General features: G+C 58.9%; 16 protein-coding genes. 6 read left to right on the top strand and 10 right to left on the bottom strand.

Translation table 11 applies throughout. The features are described 5' to 3' along the window. Positions 1-77: 77 nt before the first annotated feature. The 3 genes from PspS49_RS16605 to msrA all read left to right on the top strand — a co-directional run bounded on the left by PspS49_RS16605 (position 78) and on the right by msrA (position 2356). A complete protein-coding gene (locus tag PspS49_RS16605) occupies positions 78-1295 on the top strand; it encodes an MFS transporter (RefSeq protein ID WP_150751020.1) in 1218 nt (405 codons plus the stop codon). 175 nt (positions 1296-1470) lie between these two features. Continuing rightward, positions 1471-1764 carry a hypothetical protein gene (locus tag PspS49_RS16600; protein WP_150751021.1) on the top strand — a complete coding sequence of 98 codons (294 nt, stop codon included), beginning with the start codon at positions 1471-1473 and terminating at the stop codon, positions 1762-1764. Between the two features lie 85 nt (positions 1765-1849). Next, entirely contained in the window at positions 1850-2356 is a 507-nt protein-coding gene (gene msrA, locus PspS49_RS16595) for a peptide-methionine (S)-S-oxide reductase MsrA (RefSeq protein ID WP_150751022.1), read from the top strand. A gap of 105 nt (positions 2357-2461) precedes the next feature. On the opposite strand, the gene PspS49_RS16590 is transcribed toward msrA, so the two are convergent. From PspS49_RS16590 to PspS49_RS16565, 6 genes are all read right to left on the bottom strand, one after another. Beyond that, positions 2462-2935: a hypothetical protein gene (locus PspS49_RS16590; RefSeq protein ID WP_160040493.1), complete on the bottom strand. Its 474-nt coding sequence runs from the start codon at positions 2933-2935 to the stop codon at positions 2462-2464. Between the two features lie 58 nt (positions 2936-2993). Next, positions 2994-3707: a DUF695 domain-containing protein gene (locus PspS49_RS16585; RefSeq protein WP_224790121.1), complete on the bottom strand. Its 714-nt coding sequence runs from the start codon at positions 3705-3707 to the stop codon at positions 2994-2996. 64 nt (positions 3708-3771) lie between these two features. Beyond that, positions 3772-4422, bottom strand: a complete 651-nt coding sequence (locus PspS49_RS16580; RefSeq protein ID WP_160040490.1) for a hypothetical protein — start codon at positions 4420-4422, stop codon at positions 3772-3774. 67 nt (positions 4423-4489) lie between these two features. Then, complete coding sequence (locus PspS49_RS16575) at positions 4490-4867, bottom strand: cytochrome c (RefSeq protein WP_160040487.1); 378 nt, start codon at positions 4865-4867, stop codon at positions 4490-4492. 201 nt (positions 4868-5068) lie between these two features. Further along, positions 5069-5860 carry an enhanced serine sensitivity protein SseB gene (sseB, locus tag PspS49_RS16570; protein ID WP_127928260.1) on the bottom strand — a complete coding sequence of 264 codons (792 nt, stop codon included), beginning with the start codon at positions 5858-5860 and terminating at the stop codon, positions 5069-5071. Between the two features lie 235 nt (positions 5861-6095). Continuing rightward, entirely contained in the window at positions 6096-8222 is a 2127-nt protein-coding gene (locus tag PspS49_RS16565) for a TonB-dependent receptor (RefSeq protein WP_160040484.1), read from the bottom strand. 188 nt (positions 8223-8410) lie between these two features. Between PspS49_RS16565 and ppk2 the strand changes: the two genes are divergently transcribed. Then, positions 8411-9226: a polyphosphate kinase 2 gene (gene ppk2, locus PspS49_RS16560; RefSeq protein ID WP_160040480.1), complete on the top strand. Its 816-nt coding sequence runs from the start codon at positions 8411-8413 to the stop codon at positions 9224-9226. A 368-nt stretch (positions 9227-9594) separates the two neighbouring features. Further along, complete coding sequence (locus PspS49_RS16555) at positions 9595-9810, top strand: hypothetical protein (RefSeq protein ID WP_127928255.1); 216 nt, start codon at positions 9595-9597, stop codon at positions 9808-9810. A 44-nt stretch (positions 9811-9854) separates the two neighbouring features. On the opposite strand, the gene PspS49_RS16550 is transcribed toward PspS49_RS16555, so the two are convergent. Further along, entirely contained in the window at positions 9855-12467 is a 2613-nt protein-coding gene (locus PspS49_RS16550; RefSeq protein ID WP_160040477.1) for an EAL domain-containing protein, read from the bottom strand. Positions 12468-12688: 221 nt separating this feature from the next. Here PspS49_RS16550 and PspS49_RS16545 point away from each other — a divergent pair, with 221 nt between their 5' ends. Beyond that, positions 12689-14887 carry an OsmC domain/YcaO domain-containing protein gene (locus PspS49_RS16545; protein ID WP_160040474.1) on the top strand — a complete coding sequence of 733 codons (2199 nt, stop codon included), beginning with the start codon at positions 12689-12691 and terminating at the stop codon, positions 14885-14887. A gap of 371 nt (positions 14888-15258) precedes the next feature. Here the strand turns inward: PspS49_RS16545 and PspS49_RS16540 are convergent, their stop codons facing one another. From PspS49_RS16540 to PspS49_RS16530, 3 genes are all read right to left on the bottom strand, one after another. Beyond that, positions 15259-15774 (bottom strand): PaaI family thioesterase, encoded by a 516-nt coding sequence (locus PspS49_RS16540; protein WP_160040471.1) that lies wholly within the window; start codon positions 15772-15774, stop codon positions 15259-15261. A gap of 8 nt (positions 15775-15782) precedes the next feature. Further along, complete coding sequence (locus tag PspS49_RS16535) at positions 15783-16940, bottom strand: GGDEF domain-containing protein (protein ID WP_150751032.1); 1158 nt, start codon at positions 16938-16940, stop codon at positions 15783-15785. Between the two features lie 147 nt (positions 16941-17087). Further along, positions 17088-17336, bottom strand: coding sequence for a hypothetical protein (locus PspS49_RS16530; RefSeq protein WP_127928245.1), 249 nt, complete (start codon positions 17334-17336; stop codon positions 17088-17090). Positions 17337-17386: the final 50 nt, after the last annotated feature.

The following is a 17386-nucleotide window of genomic DNA, read 5'->3' as shown; positions in this document are numbered from 1 at the left end:
CAACGTGCCTCGGCTGCCGCCAGTATTTTATATCGATCGGTATTTAAGTCTGACATTCTGCTCACAAGGAGTTTCCCGTGACACCTTCATTGACTCTATCGGCGGCGCCCAAACGCCTGCCCATCGGCGCGCTGTTGGCGCTGGCCATGACCGGTTTTATCTGCATTGTCACCGAAACCTTACCCGCCGGACTGTTGCCGCTGATCAGCGAAGGCCTGGCGATTTCGCCTTCGATGGCCGGGCAGATGGTCACCGCGTATGCGCTGGGCTCGGTGCTGGCGGTGATCCCGATGACCATCGCCACGCGCGGCTGGCGTCGGCGCAATGTGCTGTTGCTGACCATCGTTGGTTTTCTGCTGTTCAACTCGATCACGGCGCTGTCGTCGCACTATGGTGTGACGCTGGTGGCGCGGTTCTTTGCCGGGGTTTCGGCCGGGTTGGCGTGGAGTTTGTTGGCCGGTTATGCGCGGCGCATGGTTGAGCCTGATCAGCAGGGCAAAGCGTTGGCACTGGCCATGGTCGGTACGCCGATTGCCCTGTCACTAGGCGTGCCGCTCGGCACATGGCTCGGTGGCCTCGTCGGATGGCGCACGACGTTTGGCCTGATGTCGGCCCTGACGTTGATACTGATCGTTTGGGTGTTGGTGAAGGTGCCGGATTATCCGCCGCAGCCTGCGCATCAGCGTCTGTCGTTGCGCCGCGTGTTGACCACGCCGGGTGTGCGGCCGGTGCTGGCGGTGGTGATCAGCTGGATGCTGGCGCACAACATTCTCTACACCTACATCGCACCGTTTGTGGCGCCGGCGGGGCTGGCGGATCGTGTAGATCTGGTGTTGTTGGTGTTTGGTCTCGCAGCGTTGGCGGGGATCTGGCTGACCGCGAAACTGGTTGAGCCGCTGTTGCGCAAGACAGTGCTGGTGAGTCTGGCGACGTTTGCATTGGTTTGCGTGGTGTTTGGCTTTTGGGGGCGTGTACCGCAGGTGATTTACCTCGGCGTGTTGGTGTGGGGATTGAGTTTTGGCGGCGCGGCGACTTTGTTGCAGACGGCACTGGCGGATGCTGCCGGTGACGGCGCCGATGTCGCGCTGTCGTTGAATGTGGTGGCTTGGAACAGCGCGATTGCTGGCAGCGGGGTGGTCGGCGGGGTGTTGCTCGACCGCTGGGGCGTCGCCTCATTTCCCTGGGCCATGGTGGTGCTGGTGAGCGTAGGGTTTGCCATTGCCTTCGGCGCGCGGGTGCATGGGTTCAGATCGGGGCCGCGTGTTGCTGGAGCGGTTGGGGTTGCCGGGCACTGATGCCCGGATGCGCGCACTGCGTGAGCCTCGAGGGCGACCATGGCACGCTTAGCGCTTTTGACCTGAATCTGAATGTCGTCAACGTCGACAACCGGCCAGAAGCGTCTCATCTAAAACCGTGGCTTTGCAGCCATGTTATGGTCTCAAACCAAAAGAAAGCCCACGGAATTCAATCATGGAACTGGTTCGACTCACTCCCGCGGAATATCACACCGACGACAGCTACTGGCGACTTTTCAAGCTCGCAGATGGTTCTGTCTACATCCTCGTTGAATGTGAAGCGTCTTTTGTGGGGTACCAGTCCATGATCAAGCTCAATGCTGAGGAGATGCGTGACTACCACGGTTTGGGCTGGTTATCGATGCAGTATCTGGCTAACCGAATCAATTACTTTGTCAGTGATTACAGCGGCCGAAGGATTACGGGTTCTTTGCTCGAGGAAGCCAATCAGGTTTCAGCGCGTCAGTAGTTCTATTGGCTCAGCCCCTTGGAATCCGCCAACCCGCCCTCATAACCATCGCTATACCCAACACCCCGAAGAGGAACGACACGCCATGACCACTCAAACCGAAACCGCCATCCTCGCCGGCGGCTGCTTCTGGGGCATGCAGGATTTGCTGCGGCGCTATCCCGGCGTGTTGCAGACTCGCGTCGGTTACACCGGCGGCGACGTGCCGAACGCTACTTATCGCAACCATGGTGACCACGCCGAAGCTATCGAAATCACCTTCGATCCGGCGGTGATCAGCTATCGACAGATCCTTGAGTTTTTCTTCCAGATTCACGACCCGAGCACGTCAAACCGTCAGGGCAATGACCTCGGTCGCAGCTATCGCTCGGCGATTTATTATCTCAACGAAGCGCAGCGCGATATCGCTGAAGACACCGCTGCCGACGTGGATGCTTCAAAGCTATGGCCTGGCCGAGTGGTCACCGAGATCGAACCGGCGGGGCCGTTTTGGGAAGCGGAGCCGGAGCATCAGGATTACCTTGAGCGTATTCCGAATGGCTACACCTGCCATTTCATTCGCCCGAACTGGAAGCTGCCGAAGCGCGCGTGAGAGGTGCACGCCGCTCATTCCGCGCTACTTCAGTGGTTGCGAGGCTGAATGAGTTTCCGACTTCGCGGGCAAGCCCGCGAAGCGGCGAGTGCCTATGGCGCCGTTTTAGCCCTGCGCTTCATCCTTCAAATCATCCAGCGCATCGATGATCGCCTCATCGCTGTCGGCCATTGCATCTCGCATATCTTTAGCGAGGGTGCTCTGGACGGCCATGAATTTTTCGGCCAGATCGCGGCCCTTTTTCGAACTCTGGATGATCGTCATCGCCTGCTCGGGATGCTGGTTGGCGCGAGTCAGCAGGTCAAGCTCATCGTTGTTGAAGTGATTGGCATAGATTTCCACGACCATGCCCTTCAGGTCGTCAGGATCGATGTTCTCTCGTACAACGTTGCGAATTTGCTCGTGTTCGAGCATCGGGTAGCGGGAGGCATAACCGCTGGACGCGGTCTCGACCATGCTGGCGTATTGCTTGGTCATGCCACTGGACTCGACGAACGCCTGCGCCTTGTCCTTGTTACCCCCACAACCCGCCAGCGCCGCTGCGGCCAATACAGCCAGCATAATTTTTTTCATGCTCATGAGCATTTTTCCTTGAATGATCTGTAAGTGCAGAGAGCGCCACAAGTGTCCCTGTCTCTCACTCCAAACACCGTTTAGGGGTCATGCGGATTTCCCCGGACGGGTCGGCACTATTGGCCCCCTCGGCACTGCGCGCAGGCTCTTTACGACCGCTCCATTCGACAGGATAAGGTCCGCTGGGTGCCAACAGCGTCTGCATCCGGTTCATGAAATCAGTGTCACTTCGGGCGTAGAAGATCCACTCCCGACGGTGTTCTCCAGTGACCGTGCACACCCACTTCGCGAGCCCGTCATCCGCCGCGGCCGACAGTAAAAGGGCCTCCATCTCATTCATGCGTACAAGATCACGAGGTCGCGGCAGGAGTTTCCTGGAGGTGTAATTCCAGCGGACTCTCATCTTGAACGGTAGCGCCTGCTGCTCCGTCGCGGAAATTGAGCGAGCAGTCCGGTAACTCATGGGGCTGGGGGTGTCCGGATAGTCGGACTTCTGGAAAGTTTCCTCGCCCGGCTCGGCTAGGCGCGTTTGTGTGTAAAGATCAGGGGCATCGCCCAGAATGGCTTTGAGTGCAGCATCACTTGCGTCCTTACGGTCAGCCACGCAGTCATCGTAAGCCGCACTGTGGAGTGGGCCTTCATCCAGGCAGGGGTCGCGTTCGATCGGTGGCGGGGGGTGGGAACAGCCCGTGTTAAGCAGAGCTGTCGATGCCAGTAGCAAAAACAGCGGCCAAGCGCGATTCAGGGTATTTCGATTGTCGGGTTTGACGTCATTCACAACATGCCTTCCTTGGGAGGGGCGAGGACTGGTTTGGAGTGGAAGTGATCGAGCAGTGTCGCCATTAATGCCGGCTGACCTGCTTGAGCCAGTTCCAGAAGGGGTCGTTCGATTCGCTCACATCCATGCACGCTGTACCGCGGACCAGATCCGCTGCTCGCGCCGGTATGCTCAGCCCGAGCGTTCGCTCGACGTGGCTTCGCAACAGAAGAGGCGGAGGAGGGTAATCGTCTTCGGCGTATTCTTTTTCGCGTACTTGATCCGGGGTCAGTTGAAATTGCTCCGGCCAGCAGAGCTCGTCGTAACCGATAGCCAGCAGCCTCAACAAGTCTTCAATCGTGTCGGTCAGGACGCAAAGCATCGTTGACCCGGACCCTGATCCCAGATGGACGAATCGCTGTTGCCCGCTGTCGTCCAGCCACAGCCCGGCCCACGAGCCGTCCCCACCGGTTCTGAGGAATAGGGTCAGGCGCTGGTTTACGTCAGGATCATCGCTGTTAGTCCAGCGGGCGGTGTCGGCAGGTACTGGCAGGTAAAAAGCGGTTGTCGCCACATCGCTGTGTGCGGGGTCCGGATGCAGCGTCATATAGCGCGTGCCATCGCGGTGACTGCGCACGCAGCCATGCTCTTCCAACAACTCAAGTGATTGGCGAAGGCGTGCGGGTATCGGATTGCCCGCAGGAAAAGCGGCCGCCATGTCATCGGTGAAGTTCATTCATTTCCTGACTCGGTGGGCATTGGAGAGGGTTGTGTTCCGGTTCAAACGTCGTCGTTTTATCAAATCACCGACTCTCTGAAATCACACGACTCATGTATTGATTCAAGTCGCGAAAGTCCTGAACGCTCCAGGCGTGCGGCTCGATTTTTATGCCGTTGTCCCGCAGGGTTCTTGGAATCAGATCGCCATTGGGGCGAAGAATGATCGAGGAGACGATGACGCCTGGATAATCATGCAGTCGCTTCTTGAAGGTGGCTGTTGTCAGGTCAGGCGTCGGCGGTTGGCTTTTATTCGCCAAGGGGCCTGTTGCCTTGATATCTGCTCCATGGCACACCGCACATCGCTGTAAAAAAAGATTTTTGCCATTGGCGTTATCGGCGAAGGACAAAGATGTTTGAGTTATCGACAAAATTGCAAGCGAAGCGATGAGCAATACTTTCATTTTTCACGGTCCTTGTGGCGGACCGGTCAGCCCGGTCCACATTTTACGATCACTCAGTTTTCCAGCGTGAATCCGTGTTTCCAACCCGGACTCATGGGATTTGCGATCGCTCGGTTTTGGCAATCGCCGCGATCAAATCAGCAAGTCCGGCCGTGACCTCGGCGGTCTCGTCCAGAACCCAGGGTCCCGGTGCATGTTCAATCACGCTTTACCAAACCCCAGAAAAGAACGCAGTTTATTGCCCCACTTGCGCTCATAGAAGGGCGTGGTTTCCCTGAGAAAGTAATCACTCAGGCCGGCTTCGCCTTGGGACACACGGCACAAATCAACCGGCTCGCCCTGCGGCGCGGTATCCCCGGCAACATTGCCCGCCTCACGCATAACCCGCTCAATATCGCCGTCCGCCTCAATGCCCACGATCAAGTGCGGTTTTTCGTCCACCGAGGTGTCATGCATCAATGCCAGAAACCCGCGCTTCACATTGGAATGTTTGGCGAACAGTTGCGTGAGCGAGTGGACCATTTGTGACGGGTATTCGGCAGGCTGGCCGAGCAGCACGTTGGTTTCTTTCTCGACCGTGCGTTGCGTGGCGGTCTGGCCAACGGCATCGGCGAGCAAATTGTGCACCTCTTGCGGGAAAAACTCTTTGCCGTAAGGCGACTTCGGATTCAGACAGAGCAGGGCGCCCAGTGTGATTTCGAACAACGATCGGGCGGGTATTTCGAGGTAGGTCTGCTCGCTGTCGATGGACTGTTGCAGTGTTTGCAGGGACGAGAAAAACGGGATGACCGGGGTGCCATCCGGTTTTTGCCAATGGGCGATGCTGATGTTGCTGCCGGCTTGGAGATTGACGTGGCCGTCTGCCTCTCCGGCGGTGCCGAGAATGTAAACGTTCGAATTCAACAGAGTGTTGAAAAACTCCGGACGATGTGCCGGTTCGTCGGCGGCCCGTTTGAGGCTTTTTTCCAGCAGGTTTTCTGGTTGGGAATCCATGGTGTTCATCCGTGACTCGTTCTGAAACAGGGCGTAGAACATTTACATCGACGCGTGTTCGGCTGACGCCTTCGCGTGCAAACCTGTTGCCACAGGTTTGTGTATAGATCACAAAATTCGGGTACAGCGCAAATCACTGTGTGAGCTTGCCTGCAAGCGATGACGGTAGGTCAGTTAGCTTCTTTGCGACAGATTCGCCGCCATCGCCAGCAGGCTGGCTCCCACAGGGGAGGTGTCAGAGCAAACTCCACGAAACCCCGACATAAACCCCCATCCCTTCACCCGGAGTAGACCGCGCCGCATCCAGTCCCTTGTCGTCATACCCCGGTGTGACCGTTGCTGCGTAGTGTTTGTTGGTCAGGTTGCGCATATCCACCCACGTCTGCCAGTCACCCTTCGGCGCGTTGTAACCCAGCGTCGCGCCGAACAGTGCATACGGATCGGCGTAGTAGCTGTTGGCGTAATCCACCGCCACCTTGGACACCAATTGCGTATTCACCGCCGCAAAGAACCCCTGCGGCCAGTCGTAACGCAGCTCACCCTGGTAGTAGTGCATCGGCAGGCCGGGGAGTCGGTTGTCGCTAAAACGATCGTCATCTCGATAGTGGAAGTCGCTGAAGGTATACGCCTGACGCAAGCTCAATTGGCGGCCATCGGCCGCCGACCAGAGTTTGCTGTTCAGGCTCGCTTCAACGCCTTGGTGCACGGTCGGGCTGGCGTTGAGTTCGTAAGGGGTGACGGCGGTGGCATCCGGCAGCACCGACAGCAATTCATGCCGCACCTGCGCGTAATACCACGCCAGACTCCATTCGCCGACAGCGCTGTCGCCACGGCCGCCGAGTTCCAGCGTGGTCGCGGTCTGGTTCTGCAATTCGATCGGGTCTTTCTGCGTGCCGGTCGCGGCGCCGCTGCCAGCCGGGAAGCGCACATTGGAGCTGTAGATCAGCGACCACGGGTGTGGTGCTTCAACCGAGCGGCTGAGGTTGCCGAACACTTGCAGGTCCGGGGTGATCTGGTAGCGCAGGCCGAGGCGTGGCGCGTAATCCCAGTCGTTCATGCTGGTTTTGCCGCCGCTTTGCGGGTAGGTCACGTCGCTTTCGCGGCGGGTGTAGATGGCGGCGAGCCCCGTAGTCAGCCACAGGTCGTCGGCGATTTCCAGATCGTTGCCGAAGTGCAGAACGGTGTCCGAGCCCTGATAGGTGAAGTTGCGCATGCGCGTGCCGGGCACGTAGCTGGCGGTGTTGCCGCTGGGGATGCGCACGAATTCGCTGGCGCCGTCGTTGGGCAGGTGTTTGGTCACGCGCAGGCCGACGTTGCTGCGGCTTTCCATGCCGAAAATCGTGTCGCGGCGTTTGTAGTCGAAGGTGCCACTGACGTCGGTGTAGGCGACCTTCAAACGGTTCGGACCTTCGCGCAGGTCCATCGGGTAGTCGTGATAAACGAGGCCGGTCTGGATGCTCGAATCGTCGTCGATGTAATAGGTGGTCTTGTTGCCGATGAAGGTGCTGCCCGGCTGTTTGCGGCTATCGTCGCGCGCCACGTAGGACGGATTGGCCGCGCGAGGCGAGTGTTCGATGGAGTGCTTGGTTACGCGGCCGGCGAGGTCGTTGTCGGTTTCGCGGTAGCGGATATAGAAGCGGGTTTCCAGGTTCGGGTTGAAGCGATAACCGAAGTTGGCGATCAGGCCTTTGCTCTCGCTGGCGGTGTGATCCTGATAGCCGTCGGCGTTGGAATCGGTGAGCGACACGTAGTAATCGAAATCGCCGAGCACTTGCCCGGAACTGACCTGACGCTGCTGATAGCCGTGGCTTCCAGTCGCGTAGCGCACTTGCAGTTTCGGCGCGTCGTAGCCGGTGTGGCTGACGTAATCGATGGCGCCGCCAAGTGCCAGCGAACCGCGATCAAAACCGTTGGCGCCGCGCAGCACTTCAACGTGATCGACCCACAACGGCTCGAGCAATTCGTAAGGCGTGCCGCCCGGGCCGGTCAACGGCAGACCGTCGAGCAGGGTGTACAGCCCCGACGCGTGAGCGCCCGGTGCCCGGTTGATGCCTGAGCCACGCACCGAGATTTTCACGCCTTCGTTGCCCGCCGACTGCGCATAAACCCCCGGCTGATACGCCAGCACATCCTGATTGCTCGCCACGCGGCCCTGCAATGGCTGGCGCATGTCGACCACGCTGGTGCCGCCGGGCACCTGTTCGAGGCGGGCCTTGGCTTCCTCAACAGAGACATCACTACCGTTGCGATCCTCGGCCGAAATCAGTACTTGCCCCAATTCCAGACCTTGAGTCTCGGCCATCGCCGGGCAGGCGAGCGCCAGGCCGAGCAGGGCGGTGGGCAGGGATTTGGACGACGGCATCGAAAAACTCCAGGCAGGCAAGAACGGGCAATGAACAGTGCGACGTAACAAAGAACGAACGAAACACATGGCAATTTGGCTTTTTGCCCGGCCATGGCAAACGGCACGTCATGAACTAACCTCACGTGTCTGGTGTATCCCGTCAATCAACACTCTGTTTCTGCATTTATTGGAGAGAGGCCAAGGTCATGGCAAAAGGCAAAAAGAAGGCCGCCACGGCGCCTGAAAGTCCGAAATTGAAAAACAAGGATTACCTCGAGCATTTGCGCAAACTGCACGTCGAACTGGTCAAGTTGCAGGAATGGGTGATTGCCAAGGGCGTCAAGGTCTGCATCGTTTTCGAAGGCCGCGACGGCGCTGGCAAGGGCGGGACCATCAAGGCATTGACCGAGCGCGTCAGCCCGCGTGTCTTTCGCGTGGTGGCGCTGCCGGCGCCGACCGATCGCGAGAAAAGCCAGATGCACGTGCAACGTTATCTGCCTTATCTACCGGCGGCAGGCGAAGTGGTGATCTTCGATCGCAGCTGGTACAACCGCGCCGGTGTCGAGCGGGTGATGGGCTTCTGCACCGACGAGCAGGCCGACAAATTCCTCAAATCGATTCCCTGGGTCGAACACGCCATCGTCCAATCGGGAGTGATCCTGCTCAAGTACTGGCTGGAAGTAAGCCCTGAAGAGCAAACCCGCCGGCTTGAGGCGCGAATCAACGACGGGCGCAAGACCTGGAAACTGACACCGATGGACCTCAAGTCCTACAGCCGCTGGTACGACTACTCACGGGCGCGGGACGAAATGTTCAAATACTCCGACACTGAACACGCGCCGTGGCTGGTGGCCGACTCCAATGACAAACGCCGCGCACGGCTGAACATCATCTCCGATGTGCTCAGCCGCATTCCGTATGAGGAGGTGAAGCGCGAGCAAATCGAGCTGCCCAAACGACAGAAGCCGGGCAAGTACCGCGATCCGGATTATCCATACCGGCGCGTGGCCGAGAAGTTCTGACAAACTGCCCCAATCCCTGTGGGAGTGAGCCTGCTCGCGATAGCGGAGTGTCAGCCAACACATCCGCCATAGACAATCCGCTATCGCGAGCAGGCTCACTCCTACAGGGTTCGGTGGTGTATCCATCATTGCTGATCAGCGCAAACCCTGTGGGAGCTTGCCTGCAAGCGATAGCGGTGGGTCAGCCAATATCTTCGGTGCAGACAAACCGCTTTCGCGAGCAGGCTCGCTCCCACAGTATTCGGTGGTGTATCCATCATTGTTGATCGGCAAAGCGCTTTAGAAGCAAAAAGTCCATCCGTCGACTGCGCTGAACCACCGCGATCTCGTTTCTTTCTATCGAGAGAGTCCTTCACGAGAGATGCCCGATGTTTGATCAGCGCAAACAAGAAAAACTGGCGGCATGGCGAAAACTGGCGACGCAATCGCAGATGCGTCTGGACCCGGAGCAGCAGTACGACGAACTGCTCAAGGCAGCCGATGAAATGGAAGAGGAGGGGTTGATCACCAGTGCCGAGTGGCGGCAGTTGGTGCGGGATGCGGGCAATGTATTTACCAATGACTCAGGTTCAACACGCGGTTGAAGGTGCCGCGAACGGCTACAGCGGTCGCTCCGCCGTGTAGCCGTTCAAGTCACACGACCTTTCTTCGCTTTCAAATGTGCACCTCTGGAATCTTGCAGCAACCGCGCAAACGCGACTTTGTCGATCGGCCGACTCATGAAATAACCCTGCACCTCATTGCACTGATCGACCCCGAGAATATCCAGTTGCTCTTCAGTCTCGACCCCTTCGGCGGTGACAGTCAGGCCCATGGCTTTGCCCAGGCCGATGATCGCCTGCACCACCGCGCGATCATTGGTGCCGCTGCTGATCGAGGCGATGAAGCGTTTGTCGATCTTGATCCCGTCAAAAGGATAAGCGCGCAGGTAACCGAGCGACGAGTAACCGGTGCCGAAGTCGTCCATGTTCAGGCGCACGCCGAGTTCTTTCAGGGCATTCATGGTGGTCAACGCGCCGTCGGTGTCGTTGAGCATCACGTTCTCGGTGATTTCCAGTTCCAGGCGACTCGCTGGAAAACGGGTTTGCACCAGAACCTCCCGAATATCCTCGACCACATCGCTGACGGCAAACTGCGCGGGCGACAGATTCACCGACAGCAGAATGTCTTCCGGCCAGCCCAGCGCGGTTTCGCAGGCTTCACGCAACACCCAGCGCCCGAGCGGCACGATCAGATCGGTCTGCTCCGCCAGCGGTATGAACAGGTCCGGGCCGAGCAGGCCTTTGGTCGGGTGTTGCCAGCGCACCAGCGCTTCGACCGAAACGATGTGCTTGCCATCGATCTTGTAGCGTGGTTGATAGTGCAGGATGAATTCGTTGTGTTTGAGCGCATGGCGCAGGTCGTCTTCCATCTGCCGGCGGGTCTGGATCTGGTCGCTCATGTGCGCTTCGAAATAGCACCAGGTGTTCTTGCCCTCGGACTTGGCCTGATACAGGGCAATGTCGGCGTAACGGATCAGGTCGCTGGGTACGTAGCCGTGGCGGCGACTAAGCGAGATGCCGATGCTGGCGCCGATGTGCAGCGGATGATGTTCGAACACCACCGGTTGATGCAGGCTGCCGATCAGGCGGGTGCAGAACTTGTCGATTTCGTGCGGACTGTCCATGCCGTTGAGCACCACGATGAACTCGTCGCCGCCCAGACGCGCGACGATGTCGTGTTCGCGGGTGCATTCACGCAGGCGCGTGGCGACTTCCTGCAGCACGGCATCACCGGCCGGATGGCCGAGCGAATCGTTGATCGGCTTGAAGTTATCGAGGTCGATCATCAGCAGTGACAGTGGCGGCGCGTGCTCTTTGAGCAGCAGCGCTTCATCCAGATAACGCGCAAGTTTGTTGCGATTGGGCAGGCCGGTCAGGGCGTCGTGCATCGACAGATGTTGAATCTGCGCATGAGCAGCAACTTCGTCGGTGATGTCGCTGGCGGTACCGCGATAGCCGATCACCGCGTGTTTGTCGAAGATCGGCCGGGCGGACAACCGACAGTGGTGTTGCTGGCCGGAGTGGTCACGGTAGGTGCAACGCAAATCACTGGCGCTGTTCTCCTCGGTGAGGTTTCTCAGCCACAGTTCCAGTGGCGTGGTGTCACAACTCAACAGTTGGCCGATGTCCTGCCCCAGCCACAGGGTTTGCGGGTAACCGGTCACTTCGCTGAAGCGCGCCGACAGGTACGTCAGCGCCAGGTGGCGGTCGACTTCCCAGATCCAGTCGGACGCGGCTTCGGCCACGGCGCGAAAGCGTTCTTCACTGGCTTCCAGCTCCCGGTTGGCGTTTTCCAGTGCTTGATTGGAGGTTTGCATGACGGCAAAACTCTGGTCGACGTACTGCGATGAGCGCAAGGCGTGACGGAAGAAGTACGCGGTCAGCAGCATCAGCACCACAATCGTCGCGCCGAGTGGCGGCAGCAATGACCACAGTAAATGTTGCCCGGGTCGCTCCAGATCAGCGATCAGGCTGTAACCGGTGCTGTCCAGCGGCACGCGAGGGCGTTTCGGGTCGAGCGTATCGTCCAGTGCCAGGGTCAGGTTATTCAAGCCGTAACCGCTGCCGATCAGGCGCAATTTGGTCGGCGTGAGTTTGTCGACGAACACCAGCACCGAAGAAGTCTGCGGATCGCCGAGTGGTCGTTCATCGTTGGGAATGATCGTCGCCGCCGACACCAGCGCCGGCCAGCCTTCGAACAGTGAATAGCGGCTGACTGGCTTGGTCAGATCACCTTGGCCCAACACTTGATCCAGTAACTCCGTGGCGCTGACCTGAACGAACGCGGACAGCTCGGCATCGACCATTTGCCCGCGCACCACCGCGTAACGGGTGCCTTCGGGGTTGAGGACGAACACGCCGTCATAGCCGTCACTGGTGAACAGGGTTTTGCCGAGGTTCTGCTCGGTGTAGGCCCAATCGGTATCGACCTGACCGCTCAAATGCTCGTAGGCGGTGGTCCAGTAGGCGTAGCTGGTGATGTAGTTTTTCGAGGCAGTGATGCGGTTTTCCAGCGCGCGAGCCGAGTAAAAGCGGGTTTTGGTGAGCTCTTCGCTGTCCAGGCGCTCGGCGATACCCAGCAAAGCGACCGCCGCCGCAATCACGCCACTGACGAACAGCGCTCCGACCGCGAAGGCCAGGCGGCGAGTGACGGCGCTCTGGCGCGGTGGAAGCGGGGCTGCATAGCTGGAAAGGTCCATGTGCTCGTCCTTGATCCGCTGTCTTCTGAATCTAGAACCACGGCGTGGGCGCAATGTTCAGATTGTTCTCGGCGACTGCTCTGAAAGCGTAGTGAACCCCGCGTGATTTGTCTTCCCAAGTGCAGGACGCCGATCAGCGGCCAATCCCGAAAGGGCAAGACTTCCCGCGCAAAAACCGGATAATGGCCGCCATTCGTTTAGCCGTATTCTGGTAATCCCGCATGGAAATCAAGGTCAACTTTCTCGACAACCTTCGACTTGAAGCCAAGTTCGACGACTTCACGGTGATCGCCGATCAGCCCATCCGCTACAAGGGCGATGGCTCGGCACCGGGGCCGTTCGACTACTTTCTGGCATCGTCGGCGTTGTGTGCGGCTTACTTTGTGAAGTTGTACTGCGACACCCGCAACATTCCGACTGAGAACATTCGCCTGTCGCAGAACAACATCGTCGACCCGGAAAACCGCTACAACCAGATCTTCAAGATCCAGGTCGAGTTGCCGGCGGACATTTCCGAGAAAGATCGTTTGGGCATCCTGCGCTCGATCGACCGCTGCACGGTGAAGAAGGTCGTGCAGACCGGCCCGGAATTCATCATTGAAGAAGTCGAAAACCTCGACGCCGATGCTCAGGCGTTGTTGATGCCGGTGGCCGGTTCCGACGCAGGCACCTTCATCGCCGGCAAGGACCTGCCGCTGGAGCAGACCATCGCCAACATGTCGGGCATTCTCGCCGACCTCGGGATGAAGATCGAAATCGCTTCGTGGCGCAACATCGTGCCTAACGTCTGGTCGCTGCACATTCGCGATGCGCATTCGCCGATGTGCTTCACCAATGGCAAGGGCGCGACCAAAGAGGGTGCACTGGCCTCGGCATTGGGCGAGTTCATCGAGCGCCTGAACTGCAACTTCTTCTACAACGACCAGTTCTGGGGCGAAGAAATCGCCAACGCGGAATTCGTCCACTACCCGGACGAACAATGGTTCAAACCGGGCCCGAAAGACGAGTTGCCGAGCGAGATTCTCGACGACTACACCCTGAAAATTTACAACCGTGACGGCGAATTGCGTGGCTCGAACCTGTTCGACACCAACTCCGGCAACACCCAGCGCGGCATCTGCTCGCTGCCGTTTGTGCGCCAGTCGGATAATGAAGTGGTGTACTTCCCGTCTAACCTGATCGAAAACCTTTACCTCAGCAACGGTATGAGCGCCGGCAACACCCTCGCCGAAGCGCAGGTGCAGTGCCTGTCGGAGATCTTCGAGCGCGCGGTCAAACGTGAAATCCTCGAAGGCGAAATGGCCCTGCCGGACGTGCCGCAAGCAGTGCTGGAGAAGTATCCGAGCATCCTTGCCGGCATCAAAGGCCTGGAAGAGCAGGGCTTCCCGGTGCTGGTCAAGGACGCGTCGTTGGGCGGTGAATTCCCGGTGATGTGCGTGACCTTGATGAACCCGCGTACGGGCGGCGTGTTCGCCTCGTTCGGCGCGCATCCGAGCCTGGAAGTGGCGCTGGAACGCAGCCTCACCGAATTGCTGCAGGGGCGCAGCTTTGAAGGTTTGAACGACTTGCCGCAGCCGACCTTCTCCGGTCAGGCGGTTACCGAGCCGAACAACTTCGTCGAGCACTTCATCGACTCCAGCGGTGTGGTGTCGTGGCGCTTCTTCAGTGCCAAACCGGACTTCGAATTCGTCGAGTGGGACTTCTCCGGCCAGGGTGAAAACTCCAACGCCGAAGAAGCCGCGACGCTGTTCGGCATCCTCGAAGACATGGGCAAAGAGGTCTACATGGCGGTCTACGAGCACATCGGTGCCAAGGCCTGCCGCATCCTCGTGCCGGACTACTCGGAAATCTACCCGGTCGAAGACCTGATCTGGGACAACACCAACAAGGCCCTGCAGTTCCGTGCCGACATCCTCAACCTGCACAACCTGAGCAAAGTCGGCCTGCGCAACCTCGCCCAAGGCCTGGAAAACAGCGAGCAGGACGATTACACCGAGATCACCACACTGATCGGCGTCGAGTTCGACGACAACACGCCGTGGGGCAAGTTGACGATTCTGGAACTGCGCTTGCTGATCTGCCTCGCCCTGCAAAAGTACGAACAGGCCAAAGACCTGGTCGAGGCTTTCCTGCAATACAACGACAACACCGTCGAGCGCGGCTTGTTCTATCAAGCGGTCAACGTGGTGCTGGAGATGGAGCTGGACGAGGATCTGGAACTGGAAGACTACGAGGCTAACTTCCGTCGTATGTTTGGCGACGAGCGTATGGATGCGGCGATTGGTTCGGTTAACGGCAGCGTGCGTTTCTACGGTTTGACGCCGACCAGCATGAAGCTGGAAGGGCTGGATCGGCATTTGCGTTTGATCGAGAGCTATAAAAAGCTGCATACGGCGCGGGCGAATGTGAAACAGGTTTAAGCCTGTTTCACATTGGGTTCGGTGGTGAATTCACCCCTCACCCCAGCCCTCTCCCCTAGGAGAGGGAGCTAATTTGTGGGCTTTTCAAAATCCTGGTTCGACTCGATATCTCAGGTCGGCGTATTTCAACCAGACGCCTCGGTCAGTCTCCTTTCCCCAAGGAGAGGGCTGAGGTGAGGATTTTGCAAAACCCGAGTTCGGCTCGATATCTCAGGTCGGCGTATTTCAACCAAACACCTCGGTCAGTCCCTTCACCCTGAAGAGAGGGAGCTGATCTGTGAGCTTTTCAAAACCAGAGTTCGATCCGATATTTCAGGTCGGCGTATTTCAACCAAACACCTCGGTCAGTCCCCTCTCCCTCTGGGAGAGGGCTAGGGTGAGGGGCTTTGGCTTTTCCGCCCATGCGCCGCATTCGCCAATTGCCCGGTATCCACTCGCACAAACACCGAATCACCCACGGCGGTGAGGACGTCACCGGCAAACACTTCACAAATCACCCGCGTCTTGCGCCCGACTTCACCTTCGACTTTCGCCCGTAAAACCAGCGGCACACCCATCGGTGTCGGCTTGATGAACTTGATGCCGAGGTTGCCGGTGACGCAGTCAATGCGCGGCAGGCTGCCAGGTTCGCGGTTTTCTGCCCGATAGTGGTAAGCCATCGCTGTCCAGTTGGAATGGCAGTCGACCAGCATCGCGATCAGGCCACCGTAGACCAGATCCGGCCAGCCGCAGTACTTGGCCTCCGGTAGGTGTTCGGCAATCACGTGCACACCGTCTTCGTGCCAATGGCTTTTGACGTGCAGGCCGTGCGGGTTGCGGCCGCCGCAGCCGTAGCAAACGCCTTCGGGCGCGGCGAGGTCTTGCAGAGGCGTATCGAGGCTGGACATGGTTTTTATTATCCTGGAGTGGTGAGCCCGGTTAGACGCAAGCGATTGCGCCCGCCGCGTTTCGATTCGTAGAGGGCGGCGTCGCCTTGTTCGATCAGTGCCGTCAGGTTGGCGGGCGGGTTGTCGAACAGGCTGGCGCCGATGCTCAGGGTGACGGCGGCAGTGGTGGGGAATGTCTGCGAAGTGGTGCTGAGAAACTGCTCGCGCAGCGTGTTGCCCAGTTCCATGACGCGCTCACTCGAAGCACTGTTGAGCAGAATGACGAACTCGTCACCACCCAAACGGGCTGTCAGCGCATTACGCGGCAGCACCGAGCGGATCATCTCGCTCAGGGCAATCAGCAAACGGTCGCCGGCGGTGTGACCGTACTGGTCGTTGACCAGTTTGAAGTTGTCGATGTCGATCAGCAGCAGGGCGCCGGGATGCTCGGGCGATACCTGTTCGAGCAGGCGCGGCGCACGTTTCTCGAGTGCGCGGCGGTTGTACAAAGCGGTCAGTGGATCGCGCTCGGCAAGCCGGGCGATCTGTTTTTCCCGGCGGTAACGTTCGGTGCCGGTCATCGACAAGGCGATCAACATGATTGCCATCGCGCCCTCGACCAGAGAAATCTGGATGATCTCGCCACGAAACGCCGCCAGATCGATCAGCGTGCCGGGGATCACCACGGTCAGGGCTTTGGCCACGTAGAAAATCCCGTGACCGAGCAGCACATAGCGCAACTGCACCGCGCCGACGCTCAACGATTTGCCGTGGGGGCGCAGCAGCGAGCTGGCCTTGAGGGTCGACAGCGCCACCAGCAACGAATTGGCCGCCAGCATCACCTTCGACCACAGCGGCCCGTCCGGCAACAACAGCATGACCAGCCAGGTCACGAAGATCAGGTACCAGGCCGACGACAGGCGTATCTGGGTGAAGCGCGCCACGCCGAGCAGGAACAGGAAATGCGCGGTCACCAGCAGCCCGTTGGCGAACCAGATGCCGATCAGCAGAAAGCCGCTGCTGCGCAGCAGGGCCAGGGTGGAACCGACGGTGATGGTGGCGAAACCGGCGCTCCAGAACAGTAGCGATGGCTCACGAATGCTGCGCCATTCGATCGCCAGATACAGCGCGGCGGCGGCTGCGAGGGCGATGGAAATGGTCAACATCGTAGGTGGGTCGAGCGGCATTTCTTGATGCGCCTGTCTGATTGGCAGTGAGACCGGCGATTGTAAGCGTTCGGGCGGTTTTTTCGCAGAGGTCGCGTTGCCGCGCAGACCACTGGCAGCGGGGAGGTCGCGGTTGCTCGCCGCCGCCCCAACCACTGCGCGGATCGGTCATTGCTCCGGCGCGAGCCAGGTGTCGACGACTCGACGATCCAGTTCTTCCCAATAAGCCATACCCAGCACGCGGGTGGTGTTCAGCCCGCGCAGGTAACCGCGTAACTGATTGGCGGTGTCTGTGATCAGTTGCGGGTCGGTGAGGTTTTTGTCCAGCAATATGCTTTCGTACTGGACCAGGTACTCGGCCACGCGCTCGCGGAAGTCGGGCAGAACGGCGTCTCGGATCAGGTCAAACGTTCTCAAGGAAGGTTCCTCATGGGTCTTTTTCTACTTGTATTGAGTGTGTATCAGTC

This window comes from Pseudomonas sp. S49 (assembly GCF_009866785.1).
Classification (GTDB): domain Bacteria; phylum Pseudomonadota; class Gammaproteobacteria; order Pseudomonadales; family Pseudomonadaceae; genus Aquipseudomonas.
The sequence above is the reverse complement of the archived record's forward strand: the minus strand, read 5'-3'. Positions and strand labels throughout refer to the sequence as shown.

Excerpts from the sequence above, each read along its gene's own strand:
- PspS49_RS16600 (WP_150751021.1), top strand. The coding sequence starts at position 1,471 with ATGGAACTGGTTCGACTCACTCCCGCGGAATATCACACCGACGACAGC.
- msrA (WP_150751022.1), top strand. The coding sequence starts at position 1,850 with ATGACCACTCAAACCGAAACCGCCATCCTCGCCGGCGGCTGCTTCTGG.
- PspS49_RS16590 (WP_160040493.1), bottom strand. The coding sequence starts at position 2,935 with ATGAGCATGAAAAAAATTATGCTGGCTGTATTGGCCGCAGCGGCGCTG.
- PspS49_RS16580 (WP_160040490.1), bottom strand. The coding sequence starts at position 4,422 with ATGAACTTCACCGATGACATGGCGGCCGCTTTTCCTGCGGGCAATCCG.
- PspS49_RS16575 (WP_160040487.1), bottom strand. The coding sequence starts at position 4,867 with ATGAAAGTATTGCTCATCGCTTCGCTTGCAATTTTGTCGATAACTCAA.
- sseB (WP_127928260.1), bottom strand. The coding sequence starts at position 5,860 with ATGGATTCCCAACCAGAAAACCTGCTGGAAAAAAGCCTCAAACGGGCC.
- PspS49_RS16565 (WP_160040484.1), bottom strand. The coding sequence starts at position 8,222 with ATGCCGTCGTCCAAATCCCTGCCCACCGCCCTGCTCGGCCTGGCGCTC.
- ppk2 (WP_160040480.1), top strand. The coding sequence starts at position 8,411 with ATGGCAAAAGGCAAAAAGAAGGCCGCCACGGCGCCTGAAAGTCCGAAA.
- PspS49_RS16555 (WP_127928255.1), top strand. The coding sequence starts at position 9,595 with ATGTTTGATCAGCGCAAACAAGAAAAACTGGCGGCATGGCGAAAACTG.
- PspS49_RS16550 (WP_160040477.1), bottom strand. The coding sequence starts at position 12,467 with ATGGACCTTTCCAGCTATGCAGCCCCGCTTCCACCGCGCCAGAGCGCC.
- PspS49_RS16545 (WP_160040474.1), top strand. The coding sequence starts at position 12,689 with ATGGAAATCAAGGTCAACTTTCTCGACAACCTTCGACTTGAAGCCAAG.
- PspS49_RS16540 (WP_160040471.1), bottom strand. The coding sequence starts at position 15,774 with ATGTCCAGCCTCGATACGCCTCTGCAAGACCTCGCCGCGCCCGAAGGC.
- PspS49_RS16535 (WP_150751032.1), bottom strand. The coding sequence starts at position 16,940 with ATGCCGCTCGACCCACCTACGATGTTGACCATTTCCATCGCCCTCGCA.